Here is a 12,995-nt window from a genome sequence, read left to right as displayed (position 1 = left end):
CCATTTTAAATTTGCAAAGGAGACGGTCCCATCGGTCAATTTTGTACCTGTGCCGGTGTCAGTCGTTGAGCGATCAAAAGGAGGTGGCGATTCCGGTTTGACTATTTTTCTTGGGAATATCCGGATAAAGCTGGACAGTGAATTCGACTCCTCTGCCCTGAACAGGGTCATGACTGCTCTGGGGGCAAGGGCATGAAGCTTTTGCCGAGTCAAGCCCGGATTTATGTCGCCATCGGCGACACTGATTTGCGGAAATCCATTAATGGCCTGAGTCAGTTGGTTGCAGAGGATTTTGCCATTGACGTTTTTTCCGGCCATTTGTTCGCTTTCTGTAACCGGCGCCGGAATATCATAAAAATCTTGTTCTGGGATCGGAATGGTTTCTGTCTCTGGCTGAAGCGGCTGGAAAAAGATCGGTTTCATTGGCCTGAATCAGAATCTGAGGTGGTAGATATCGACTCGCGGCAGTTGTCATGGCTTCTGGCCGGTCTTGATATTGACAAGGCGCACAAACAGCTGTCTTACAACCTGATTTGACGGTTTTTTTCGCACACAAAACATTGAAAAATCAGCAGGTTGTGTTATCATGTCGCCATGAAACACGATCTGCAGACACTGCCGGATAACACTGTTGAACTGAAGGGAATTATTGCTTCTCTCGGCGAAATGTTATCACGACTTGAGGAAGAAAATCGCCTCCTGCGGCAGGCCCTTTTTGCACCAAAATCAGAAAAACAGCCTGCGGTGCCATCATCGCAGTTATGCCTTTTTGACATGCCGGAAAACCCTCCTGCGGAAAATGACGAGGATGCGAGGGAGATTGTTATTCCTGAACACACCCGCCGGAAAAAAGGACGCAAAGAACTGCCTGATGAGTTGCCCCGGATTGAGATTGTTCATGATCTTGCCGAAGAAGAAAAAGTTTGCGCTTGTGGCTGCAGACTGAGCCGGATTGGCGAGGATGTTTCCGAGAAGCTTGATATTGTGCCGGCAAAGGTCCGGGTAATACGTCATATTCGCCCCAAATACGCTTGTAAAAATTGTGAAGGCGTGGAAGACGAAGGTGGCGCTGTAAAGATTGCCCCTCCCCCGGCTCAGATCATCCCCAAGGGTTTAGCCACGGCGGGGCTGCTTGCCTATGTATTAACCGCAAAATTTTGTGATGCCTTACCGTTTTACCGCCAGGAGAAGCAATTTATCCGGCTTGGCATTGATATTGGCCGGCAAACTATGTGCAATTGGGCCATGAAGGCTGCCGAGGCCTGTCAACCCGTGCTGGATTTGCTTCATGATGACATCCGGGTCGGGCCGCTGATCAACGCGGATGAAACCACGGTGCAGGTTCTTGATGAGCCGGGGCGTTCACCAACACAAAAATCATACATGTGGGTTTTCAGAGGCGGGGCACCTGAAAAGCCGGTTGTCATTTATCAATATCATCAGACCAGGTCCGGCGACGTCGCCAAACTGTTTCTTGAGGGCTATCAGGGTATTGTGCAGACAGACGGCTACAAGGCTTATGATTTTCTGGATACCCGGTTTGATATTGTCCATGTGGGCTGCTGGGCACACGCCAGGCGGAAGTTTGTGGATGCCAAGAAAGCTGGGTCCAAAAACAAGACCGGCAGTGCAGATAAGGCTTTGGGTATGATCCAGCGGCTTTACGCTCTTGAGAAGGTGGCCCGCCACCAGGAGTTGGATCCAGTGGCGATACATGAGATGCGCCAGAGCCAGGCAAAGCCAATTCTTGCGCAATTCAAGAAGTGGTTGGACAAAAGAAAAGACCAGGTTCCACCGAAGAGCCTGCTTGGAGTTGCTGTTAATTACTGCCTTGGGCAATGGCGCCGGTTGGCGAATTATATAAATGACGGTCATGCCGGCATTGACAATAATGTGGTTGAAAACGCCATCAGGCCTTTTGCGTTGGGACGGAAGAACTGGTTATTTTCAGGCACCCCGGAAGGGGCTCGGGCGAGCGCTCTGCTGTTCAGCCTCATCGAGACGGCCAAAGCCAATAAACTGGAGCCATACAGCTATCTGCGTTACCTCTTCGAAAAATTACCGGTGACGCCGCCTGCTGAAATCGGCCAGCTACTTCCGAACCGCCTCAAGTCGGCGGATCTGGTCTTGCCGGAAGTGCCAAGTGGGGTTTGATTACCGCTTACATTGCAGTCGGCGATGCCGTCGTTGTCATTATCCGTATCCGGCACGCCGCAACCGCATTGACCGGCAATGCTCTTCCCCGGATCAGCGGGACATTCATCCACGTCGCCGCACACCCCGTCCCCATCCGCATCATTGGCAGGATCATTGGGGCAGAGGTCACAGACATCACCGAGAGAATCGTGGTCGCCATCCTGCTGCCCGCTGTTGGCCACAGCCGGGCAGTTGTCGGCATCAGCGCACATGCCGTCGCCGTCGACGTCATTATCCGGATCATTTACGCAACTGTCGCAGGCGTCGCCTGCCAGGTCGTTGTCAGCATCCGCCTGATCAGGGTTGGCAACGGCCGGGCAGTTGTCCTCATTATTCATCACCCCGTCCAGATCACTGTCACTGGAGCAGGGGGAATTGGTATCGCACAGATCGCCGATATGGTCATTATCGCAATCCGCCTGATCAGGATTGCCGACAAGCGGACAGTTGTCCAGGCAATCGACATTCCCATCCAGATCGGTATCCACATCCGACACATTGCAACCGCAGATGCCGGATTCGCTTTTATTCCTGTCGGCCGGGCAGCCGTCAACATCGTCACAAATACCGTCACCGTCGGAATCGACGATGCCGCAACCACACAATCCGGGCTCGATTTTCAACGGATCAGCCGGGCATTCATCGTTGCAGTCCGCCGTGCCATCTCCGTCACCGTCGGTCTCCACCTCACCGCACCCGCACTGCCCCGGATCGATCTTAGCCGCATCAGCCACGCAGAGATCAACACAGTCTTTCGTTCCATCGCCGTCCGTATCCGCATCTTCAGTGCCGCAGCCGCAGATGCCGGGTTCGGTTTTCAACGGGTCGGAGGGACAAAGATCATGACAATCGGCCGTGCCGTCCCCGTCCGAATCAACCTCGGACACTCCGCAGCCGCAGATACCGACGTCAGTTGCCTTGTCGGGGTCATTCGGGCAGAGGTCCGTGCCGGCGCAAAAACCGTCGTTGTCGGCGTCATTGAGTGGATCACCAGGGCAAATATCGCAGGCGTCGCCCATGCCGTCGTTGTCGCCATCCTCCTGCCCGGGGTTGGCCGCAGTCGGACAATTATCGACACTGCCGCAGATGGCGTCATTGTCACTATCATTGGCGGCGTCATTGACGCAGGGATCACAGGCATCGCCCATGCCGTCGCCGTCCGCATCGAGTTGCCCGGGGTTGGCGCCCCCCCGCAGTTATCCGTCACATCACAGACCCCGTCACCATCCCCGTCAACTCCCTCATCAACAACGGAGTTACAGTTATTGTCCTTGCCGTCGCAGATCTCCGGGTTGTTCGGGAACATGGCGGCATCGTTATCATTGCAGTCGGTATTGTTTGCCACCCATCCGGTTGATTTGCTGCAGGCCGCTTGCGCAATAGCCGGATTGCCGTAGTTGTCGCCGTCAAAATCGGCATACCAGCTGGTTGAACCGGCGCCGTCATCATCAACAAAGCCGTCACAGTCATTATCAATCCCGTCACCGCAAATTTCCGCCACGCCCGGATTGATATTCGGGTTGCCGTCATTGCAGTCAAGGGCCAGATCAACATCAGCGCTGCAGCCGGCAGGTTCGCATCCCGTCCCGGAACAGGTCCCGGAAACCTGGGCGCTGTAAACCCCGTCGCTGTCACCGTCACAGCAGTACAGCATCTGCTGCAGGCAGTTGTCCGCCACGGGCCGCGAATAGTGGAGTTCCGTATCCTTGATGGCATTCATCGAGCTGCCGTCGAGAAAGTTCACCCCCCGCCAGTTGCTGCTGGCCCCGTCCGCCGTGGCTGACCAGTAACCTGCCGATTTTGTACTCAAAAAAATGGGATCTATTGCCGGGTTTGTCCTGGTTGTATCGACAATGCCCAGCAGTTCGGTCATGTTGGGCAGACGCCATGTACAGCCAAGCCCGTCGGCATCAAGACCCTGGGCATACGTCAAACTTCCCGGATGATTTCTCGCTACCCCGTCATCCTGCTTCAGCCAGGTAAGCCCGGTCTTGGTGTCATAAACGGTATTTGCGCTGTTATTGAAGAGTTCCGCTTCGACCGGAGCGGCAAGTCCCAGGGAAACGAAGAAAGAATAAACCGTGATGCGAATGTATGTTTTTTTCCTGGAAAGCATGGCTATTTCTCCTCCCTGACGGCACGAACATGGAAACGATCCGTGGTGCCCGAATATTTGCGGGAGGCATATGAGCCTGGCGCAGCTCTTCCTCGATCCGTACTTGCTCCGTGATATCACTGCAAAGAACGACCACCTCCCCGACGGGCAGCCGGTAAACATTATATTTTCGCCAACAGTTCATTCCATTGCAGTTAAAGATGGTTTCCGGGATTTCTTCCGCCACGCCCGTTGCCCATACCCGCCGGATCACCGGCAGCAGGACATTTTCACCAAACACGGGAAAAATTTCCCGCACCGTTCGCCCGACAAGCTCATCTTTTCCTTTGCGGTCAATTTCCCGGGCGGCGCGGTTGAAATCAATGCCTACAAAGTCCTTGCCCTCCGGGCCATCGGCCTGATACACGGCAACACCGTTGCTCATCCGGTCAAACAGTTCACGAAATCTGTATTCGCTGGCGGCAAGAGCCTGCTCCACCTCCAGCCGTTCTTCAACCTCGCGCCGCAGCTGCATGTTTTTAACCGACAGCTCGGCCGTTTTCTCGGCAACCTCCTTGTGAATCAGCTCGTTTCGCTGCCGTGCCTCCAACGCCCGCCGGGAAGCGACGATCCCGGTCAGGCCGAGGAGAAGAATTATGATCAGTCCGGCGCACAGGGCGAGCACCGTCACGGCATAGTCAACCTCCTTCGGCCGCAGTGGGCGTTTAAGTTGCAGGGTGTATCGCTGACCATGGAATTGGATGAAATAATCCCGGGAAAATAGGGGAAAGAAAATCCGCCGCAGCATCCCCGGATTCTCTTCGTTGATCCGCGGACTTTTTACTTCCTGAACACCGCTTTCGGATTCAATTTGCAGATTGAGCACGAAGGTGTCGACCCCTTCCAGGCTTTCCACCAATTTCAGGGGATCTATATCCGCAAGGCGATGACCCCGCAGGCGGCATTCCGGCGCGCCTCAGGCGCCTCGGGAACATTTTTCCCGGCATACACCGCCTTGAAGCACCACAGGGAGCCAGGCAGACTAACCAGGGAATCATAAACGAAAACCGCTTCGTTTTTCACGACGGTCTTGTCAACCACGCCGGAAAAAGCAGTATCGCCGGCAAGGTCATAGCCGATCAAGGCGGCGTTTGTCGGCTCAAAAGGTTCATAATAGAGAAGGGGAAAATGGCTCGCCGAGGCCGGCGCCGGCTGGAGAAGCCGCCCGGAACGGCTGCTGATCGAAAAAAGAGGAAACCCCTTGTCCCGCATTTCCTGTTCGAAGAAAGCGCGCTCCCCGGCAAAGACCCGGGGGAAGTATCCCATGGAAACAAAAAAAAGAGTAGCGGTTGAAGATGTGTTCGGCAAAGATGCGGAACTCGTCACCGTCCAGCAACAGAGTGGAATTAACAAAGATGGCGCTATTGGCGCTGACTTCATCAATGGCGCTGATGCGCCGGTTGAAATCGTCCCGCACCAGATCGGCTTGCTTCGCAATATCCTGCTGCAGACTTGCCAGCGAATAATGCCAGGCAAAAAAGACCAGCCCGGCGGCAAAGGCCAGCCCCAGCAGGAACAACCCCAAGGGCAAGGCCCATGGCCGCCATGAAAAACGATCACTCATTATTGACCTTAACCGCTTTTTTCATGAGTTCCGAGGGCAGGACATACCCAGCTTTTCCCAGCAGGGCAGGATGGACGAACATGTTCCAGCGACGGTTGGCAACAATGGGGATATCGGACGGCTTTGCCCCTTCCAGAATGAGCAATGCCACCTTGGCGGCCCATTCGCCCTGCTCGTAGGCGATCTTGGCCATGGTCAACATGGCGTAAGGGGCCATCCAGTCGAGATAGCTGACGGTGAATTTTTTCGCGGTCTTCAGCACCCACGCCCTGGCTCGCTTGTCATCCCAGTCGCGGATGCCGGAATTATTGCCGAGAATGACAAAGTCCGCCTGCTCCTGGGCGGTGACGTAGCCTTTTTCCCAGTCCGCCATGGTACTGACACCGGCATATGGCTTACGGTAATATTGTGCTTGCCGTAGGCCTACTTGCTGAGAGCCACCTCCTTGGTCTGGGTCAATTCGTCGGCGGAAAGAAAAACACCATGACGGGCATCCGGAACCACCGACACCACCTGCCCGACAAGCGGATCGATGGGACCGATCTCAATCATGCCGGTAACGTTGGAATAGGGATAGCCATAGGGCTCCACCGTCCAGTTGATGCCGCAAAAAACCACCGGCACCTTGGCCTCCTTCAGATGCGGCATGACCAGATACTTCGAGGCATTGTCATCGGCGGCAATAACCACATCCGGTTGCCAGGAATCAATCAGCGCCTTGGCCTCGAGCGCCTTCTGCCCGGCAAATTCAGCGCCGAGGTTCCGCTTGCCGTCCATGTAAAAGTTGCGAATCTCGCATTTGTCCCGCAAAACATCGGCAATACCCCGTTCGATGTCGTCATTCCACACATAGCCGGCATGATAGGACGAAACATAGAGACAACGCTGCGCCAGCACATGGTGCGGAAACAGCCCGAAAAAAAGAAAAAAACAAGCAGAACAGCGAACCGCCCGGCCTTATGGATGAACATTCCCTCTCCTCCTGATCATTTATCTGTTGCCCTCGGATTTTCAACGGCATGGTCATAATTCTCATTATCAGCTGAACAGATCAGCGGTTGCAAGAAAATGCTAGTGTCCCTCCTGCCCCTCCGCTCCGCCGCCCGGCCCCAGCCTGTTCCGGAAAAACTCGAAATAAAGCAGCGGCACGGCCACCAGGGTCAGGGCGGTGGCGGCCACTGCGCCGAACATCATGGCAATGGCCAGCCCCTGAAAAATCGGATCAAACAGCATGACAAACGAGCCGACGACAACGGCCGCCGCAGTCAGCACGATGGGCCGGAAACGGACGGCGCCCGCATTCATCACCGCTTGCCTCAGATCCCCCGAACTTTGCCATTCCATTTCCACGAAATCCACCAGCAGAATGGAATTGCGGACAATAATGCCGGAGAGAGCGATAAAGCCGATCATGGAGGTGGCGGTAAAAAAGGCGCCGAACAGCCAGTGCCCCGGCAAAATGCCCACCAGGGTCAGGGGAATGGGGGCCATGATGACCAGGGGCGTGACAAAACTGCGGAACCAGGAAACCACCAGCACATAGATCAGCACCATCACCGCGGCAAAGGCCATGCCCAGATCGCGGAACACCTCATAGGTGATGTGCCATTCGCCGTCCCATTTCATGCTGTAACGATCTTCGAGCCAGGGCTGCACCGCGGAATACTGTTTCAACTCATACCCTTCGGGGAGTTGCAGCTCTTTTATTTTTTCCTTCATGGACAGGATGGCGTACACCGGGCTTTCAACGGCGCCTGCCACATCGCCGGTGACATAGGTGACCCGCTTGAGATTCTTATGATAAATGGTTTTGTTTTCGTTGCCCTGCTCCAGCCGCACCAGGCCGGCAAGCGGCACCTGCGAACCGTCGGTCGCGGTCAGCGTCAATTCCTGCAGGGCGGAGGAATTCGCCCTGTCCGGCAGGGCGGCACGCAGCAGAAGTTCCACCGGTTCTTTTTCCCGCTCGTCATGAAGCAGCCCGGCCGAGGCCCCCTGCAGGGCCATGCTGACGGTCCGGGCGATCATGGCGGTGCTGATGCCGTGGCCGGCCGCTTTTTCCCGGTCAACCGTGTAGGTTATCTTCGGCGCATCATCCTCCACGAACCAATCGACATCCACCACCCCTTCGGTTGATTCAAAAACATCGCGCACCAGGCGGGCAATCTCGATCCGGCGCATGTCGTCCGGACCGTATATTTCGGCCACCAGGGTACTGAGTACCGGAGGTCCGGGGGGAATTTCCGCCAGTTTGATTCGGGCGCCGTATTTATCGCCGATTTCTTTGAGCGGCGGACGCAGACGGGTTGCCAGACCATGGCTTTGCGTCGTGCGTTCCCCCTTGTCGATGAAATTGACCTGGATGTCCGCCATATGCGGGCTGCTGCGCAAAAAATAATGACGAACCAGTCCGTTGAAATTATAGGGAGCGGAGGTGCCGATATACGTCTGATAATTGGTAACCTCCGGCACGCCGCCGAGATAGTCGGCAAGTTCCCGGGTAACGGCCGCCGTTCTTTCCAGGCTGCTTCCCTCCGGCATGTCGATAATCACCTGGAGTTCGCTTTTGTTGTCAAAGGGAAGCATTTTAACGGTCACCCCCTTAAAAGGCACCAGCAGCAGGGACAACACCAGCAGACAGGAAACCACCGCCAGCACCCCAAGCCGCAGCAGGCGGCTATCCAGCAAAGGGCCGAGCAGTTTGTCATACAGGGCGTGCAGACGACCGCCATCCTCTTCGTTTCCCTTGCCTCCCTTGACATTCTTCAACACCATGGAGCTGAGCCAGGGACTGACGATAAAGGCAACCAGCAGGGAAAAAAGCATGGCAGCGGACGCACCGATCGGAATGGGCCGCATGTAGGGCCCCATCAAGCCCCGGACGAACGCCATGGGCAGCAGGGCGAAGATGACCGCAAAGGTGGCGAGAATCGTGGGACTGCCCACCTCGTCCACCGCCCTGATCGCGGTCATCACCCCTGCCCCATGCAGTTTGAAATGGCGATGGATGTTTTCCACCACCACAATGGCGTCATCCACCAGAATACCGATGGAAAAAATCAGGGCAAAAAGGGTAACCCGGTTCAGGGTGTATCCGTAAAGATAGTTGACAAGCAGGGTGAGGGCCAGGGTGACGGGCACGGCAACGGCCACCACGGCGGCCTCCCGCCAGCCCAGGGTGAGCGCCATGAGAATGATGACCGAGACGGTGGCGATCAGCATGTGGTCAAGCAGCTCGTTGGATTTTTCCCGGGCCGAATCCCCGTAGTTGCGGGTGATCGTCACCTGGACATCATGGGGCAGCAGTGAGCCGCGCAGGGCCTCCACCTTGGCCAGCGCCTCGTCGGCCACCAGGCTGACGTTGGCGCCCTTTTTCTTTGATACCGCGATGGTCACGGCCTCGGTCGATCCGGACAACGATTGCAGCATGGGATTGTCCGCGGCCGGGCCCGCACCCATGAAGACATAATCACGGGGCTCCGCCGGGCCGTCGGTCAACTGCGCGACATCCCGAAAATAAACCGGCCGACCGTCACGGACCGCCAGAACCAGTCGGCCGATATCATCAATGCTCTGCAGAAAGCCTCCCGTGTCAACGAGAAATTCCCGGTCGTTGCCGGGAAAGGAGCCCGACTGCAGGCGAACGTTGGACTGCTGCAGCGTGTCGGTGATCTGGGAAACGGCAATGCCATAGGCCCTGAGCCGCACCGGATCGAGAGTAACCAGCACCTGCCTTTTCTGACCGCCGATAACGGAGAATTCCGAAACCTGCTGGTCCTTTTTCAACTCATCGGCCAGCTCAACCGCAATGCGCCGCAGTTCGTAGCCGGAATAGCCCGCATCGCCGCCCCACAAGGTCAGGGTGAGAATCGGCACATCGTCAATGGATTTGGGCCGGACCATCGGCTGGGAAACACCGGCGGGGATCTGGTCATAGTGGGACATCAGCTTGGTGTGGAGATTGACCAGGCTCTTTTCCATGTCCTCACCGACATAAAAACGGACAATGGTCAGATTCATGCCGGGCTGGGCGATGGAATAAATATACTCGACGCCCTTGATCTCCCAGAGGAATTTCTCCATGGGCTTGGTGACCCGCTCCTCCACCTCCTTGGCGGTGGCGCCGGGATAACTCACCATGACGTCGATCATCGGCACGACAATCTGCGGCTCCTCCTCCCGGGGGGTGACCAGCACGGCAAAAAGACCGAGCAGCAGCGAGGCCAGCACAATCAGCGGAGTCAGTTTCGACCTGATAAAGGCCTTGGCGATGATGCCGGAAATACCGATTCCTTTCATTATTTTTTTTCCCCGGCCAGGATGCCGCCGTCCTTTGCCCTGTCCACCCCGGCCGTAACCACCTTCTCCCCGGGCACAAGCCCGGTCAGGATCTCCGTCATGCCCTGGTCATCACGCCCGAGCCGCACCAGCCGGTAGGAAAGAATCCGTGCCTCATTGACCACATAGACCCCGGAGAGCTGACCCTTGCGGACAATGGCGCTGTTCGGCAAAAGCAGCACGGATTTCCGGCCCACACCGATCCGCACGGTGGCGTGCCGGCCGCTTTGCAGGCCCGTGCCGCGCACCCCGACTTTCACCGGAAAAGTGCGGGTGCGCGGGTCCACGCCGGGGACCACGTCAAGGATTTCGCCCTCCAGCTCAGTGACCGATGCCGCCATGGTGACCCGCACCGGACCAGCTTTTTCCACCCGCCCGGCCAGACTTTCACTGACCCAGAGATCAAGGGTGAACGATGCATTGTCTTCGACGGTGAAAAGCACCATTCCCGGCATGGCCATTGTCCCGAGTTCCGCCTCCTTGGCAATCACCACGCCGGTCACCGGCGAGGTGATCCGGGTAAACTCCAGGGAGACGCGGGCCTCATCCCGACCGGCCCTGGTCCGGTCAATCATCTTTTCCAGACGTGCGTATTCCAGGGCGGCGACGTCGCGCGCGGTCCGGGCCTGATCAAGCTCCTGCCCGGTCAGGGCCTTGCCCTCAAAAAGCTTGGCATAGCGCTGCCAGGTGATATCGGCAAGCTCCTTCTGCTTGCCGGACGCGGCCAGACCGTTTTCCGCTTCAGCCAGGGCCGCATCAGCCGCGGCCAGCTTCTGCCGCACATCCCGATCATCAAGTACGGCAAGAAGCTGACCGGCGGTCACCAGCTCCCCTTCCCGCACCGGCACAGCCGTGATTTCCCCCATCATCCTGGCCGCCACCCGGCTGGTGGTTTGCGCGGAAAGCGTGCCGGACGTCTCGTAAAAATCATCAATTTCGGCCAGCGCGACCTCACTGATTTCAACCCCGGAGACGACGGGGCGTTCCATCCGTGTTTCCCCCGGTTCTTTCCCGTCACCGCAGCCGCTGAAAAACAACAGCAACACGGCCATAAGCAATGAAACGCCATTTTTCTTCATAGCCCCTCTGGGCCCTGAACTCTTCCTTGCCATCATTTTCCCCCGTCCACGCCCAAATCCCGCAAAATCGTGCCGCTTTCACAACTGAGCACCACTTTGGAAAACAGATAATTATTTTCCCGGGAAACAACCACCGCCCGGCTGTTATCCAGGACGGCCTGTACGTCAAGCAGGTCAACGAGCTGGGACAGGGAATTTTCGAAACGGACCCGTACCAGCCGCTGCCCCTCCTCAGCCATGGCAAGAGAGGCCTCGGCAAGTTCAAGATTTTTTCCCGCCTCCTCAACTCCCAGGTAGGCCTCGTACACCTTGAAATCCACCATTTTTTTCAGCCCCTCGAGATGTTCCCTGCTTTCGGCGATGCGATGCCGGGCCTTGACTTTTTCATATTGACGCTTGCCGCCGTCGTAAAGCCGCCATCGGGCAACTGCCGCCACCTGCCAGCTTTCACCCTCGGCGCCAAAGAGATCGTCATGGTCATTCAACTGATAGGTCCCTCCCACGGCGAGGGTGGGCAAAAATCCCGCCCCGGCCAGCTCAAGACTTTTTTGGGCGTTGTCATGGCGCGCCTCCATGGCCTGGACGTCATGCCTCCTGCTCGCCGCCTCACTGTAATAGCCAAGTTCCCGCAAAGGGAGATCAATATTTTCCGGCCCGGCATCAAGCGGCTCGCTCACCCCAAGCAGCAATCCCAACCCCTTCCGGGCCACAGCATGATTTTTTACGGCGCTCACCAGCCGTTGTTCCGCCTCGGCCAGGGCGGTTTTGGCCCGCAGGATGTCGGAGTAAAGGCCAAGTCCATTCGCATGCCGCAGCTCGGCGATCCGGGCATGCTCTTTCGCATCCTCCACCCCCTTTTCCGCCACCGCGACAAATTCCCTGCTGGTTCGCACGCCCAGGTAGGCCTTCACCACCTCCAGGGCGATCTCCTCCCTGGTTCGCCGGTACTGCAGTTCCATTGCCTCCGCCTGTTTTCCGGCCATTTCCTCACCGATGCGCGCCTCTCTGACGAAAATGGGCTGTTCAAGGGAAAACGCCGTCTGAAAATCATTGACCGGATCGGGATTATTGAGGGAGTCGACGGCGAAATCAGTGGCGGCAAAGCGCTCCTGATTGAGCTTTGCCATAAATGCATAGGTGGGATTGGCGGTGCGCAGATAGCGCTCCTCGATCATTACCGAAGGCCGCATATTGCCGGCGGCAATACCGATGTCCGCCTTGCTCGCCTGGACCTCGCTCATTCGGGCCAGCAACTGATGATTTCCCTGCAAGGCGGCCAGAACGGCCTCCCGCAGATCCACCACCTGTTTCTCCCCGCCTGCCGCGCTCGGCACGGCAAAGGAAATCCACCAGATCATCATGAGAAAAAAAACAGCCTTCATTGTTTGTTTCATCCCCATTTGCAAAAAAACCATTCATCAACGACCAGCCGCTCTATCGTTATTTTTACCGGCAATACCCCCTGGCTGTTTGTAAAGATGAGATGATTGTGTATAATTATACATATGTTGCAGTCGAAACAATCGGAAGACGAAACCCAAAGCCCTTCTTCCCCTCATCGCGATGGCACGATAATAAACCGGAAAGCACAATTTGATAATAACAAGAAAATGCGAACATCAAAAACAAATAACATCCTTTTCACCTCTGCTTTTTGTTGCCGTTG

12 protein-coding genes are annotated in these 12,995 nt (G+C 56.5%); 3 read left to right on the top strand and 9 right to left on the bottom strand.

The features are described 5' to 3' along the window. The first annotated feature begins 192 nt into the window (after positions 1 to 192). Together BM485_05860 and BM485_05855 are read left to right on the top strand one after the other, a co-directional pair. A complete protein-coding gene (locus tag BM485_05860; protein ID OKY75861.1) occupies positions 193 to 537 on the top strand; it encodes a hypothetical protein in 345 nt (114 codons plus the stop codon). A 57-nt stretch (positions 538 to 594) separates the two neighbouring features. Beyond that, on the top strand, positions 595 to 2,154 hold the full coding sequence (locus BM485_05855; protein ID OKY75860.1) for a transposase: 1,560 nt from the start codon (positions 595 to 597) through the stop codon (positions 2,152 to 2,154). Here BM485_05855 and BM485_05850 read toward each other — a convergent pair. The 4 genes from BM485_05850 to BM485_05835 are packed head-to-tail and all read right to left on the bottom strand — an operon-like array spanning position 2,043 to position 5,617. Next, positions 2,043 to 3,344 (bottom strand): hypothetical protein, encoded by a 1,302-nt coding sequence (locus BM485_05850; GenBank protein ID OKY75859.1) that lies wholly within the window; start codon positions 3,342 to 3,344, stop codon positions 2,043 to 2,045. The genes BM485_05855 and BM485_05850 overlap by 112 nt on opposite strands. Next, positions 3,014 to 4,312, bottom strand: a complete 1,299-nt coding sequence (locus BM485_05845; GenBank protein OKY75858.1) for a hypothetical protein — start codon at positions 4,310 to 4,312, stop codon at positions 3,014 to 3,016. The genes BM485_05850 and BM485_05845 overlap by 331 nt, the downstream gene beginning before the upstream one ends. Then, on the bottom strand, positions 4,215 to 5,207 hold the full coding sequence (locus tag BM485_05840) for a hypothetical protein (protein ID OKY75857.1): 993 nt from the start codon (positions 5,205 to 5,207) through the stop codon (positions 4,215 to 4,217). The genes BM485_05845 and BM485_05840 overlap by 98 nt, the downstream gene beginning before the upstream one ends. A gap of 14 nt (positions 5,208 to 5,221) precedes the next feature. After that, the gene (locus BM485_05835; protein ID OKY75856.1) at positions 5,222 to 5,617 is read right to left on the bottom strand and encodes a hypothetical protein; all 396 of its coding nucleotides are present in this window, start codon (positions 5,615 to 5,617) and stop codon (positions 5,222 to 5,224) included. Here BM485_05835 and BM485_05830 point away from each other — a divergent pair. Next, positions 5,616 to 5,900, top strand: a complete 285-nt coding sequence (locus BM485_05830; protein ID OKY75855.1) for a hypothetical protein — start codon at positions 5,616 to 5,618, stop codon at positions 5,898 to 5,900. The two genes, BM485_05835 and BM485_05830, sit on opposite strands and share 2 nt — an antisense overlap. A gap of 7 nt (positions 5,901 to 5,907) precedes the next feature. On the opposite strand, the gene BM485_05825 is transcribed toward BM485_05830, so the two are convergent. From BM485_05825 to BM485_05805, 5 genes are all read right to left on the bottom strand, one after another. Beyond that, positions 5,908 to 6,288 (bottom strand): hypothetical protein, encoded by a 381-nt coding sequence (locus tag BM485_05825; GenBank protein ID OKY75854.1) that lies wholly within the window; start codon positions 6,286 to 6,288, stop codon positions 5,908 to 5,910. A gap of 50 nt (positions 6,289 to 6,338) precedes the next feature. Further along, positions 6,339 to 6,812, bottom strand: coding sequence for a hypothetical protein (locus tag BM485_05820; protein ID OKY75853.1), 474 nt, complete (start codon positions 6,810 to 6,812; stop codon positions 6,339 to 6,341). A gap of 174 nt (positions 6,813 to 6,986) precedes the next feature. Next, positions 6,987 to 10,211: a multidrug transporter AcrB gene (locus tag BM485_05815; protein ID OKY75852.1), complete on the bottom strand. Its 3,225-nt coding sequence runs from the start codon at positions 10,209 to 10,211 to the stop codon at positions 6,987 to 6,989. Next, on the bottom strand, positions 10,211 to 11,329 hold the full coding sequence (locus tag BM485_05810; GenBank protein OKY75851.1) for a hypothetical protein: 1,119 nt from the start codon (positions 11,327 to 11,329) through the stop codon (positions 10,211 to 10,213). The genes BM485_05815 and BM485_05810 overlap by 1 nt, the downstream gene beginning before the upstream one ends. A gap of 32 nt (positions 11,330 to 11,361) precedes the next feature. After that, entirely contained in the window at positions 11,362 to 12,744 is a 1,383-nt protein-coding gene (locus BM485_05805) for a hypothetical protein (protein OKY75850.1), read from the bottom strand. Between the last annotated feature and the right edge of the window lie 251 nt (positions 12,745 to 12,995).

Source organism: Desulfobulbaceae bacterium DB1 (assembly GCA_001914235.1).
In the GTDB taxonomy this organism is placed as follows: Bacteria; Desulfobacterota; Desulfobulbia; order Desulfobulbales; family SURF-16; genus DB1.
The sequence above is the reverse complement of the archived record's forward strand: the minus strand, read 5'-3'. Positions and strand labels throughout refer to the sequence as shown.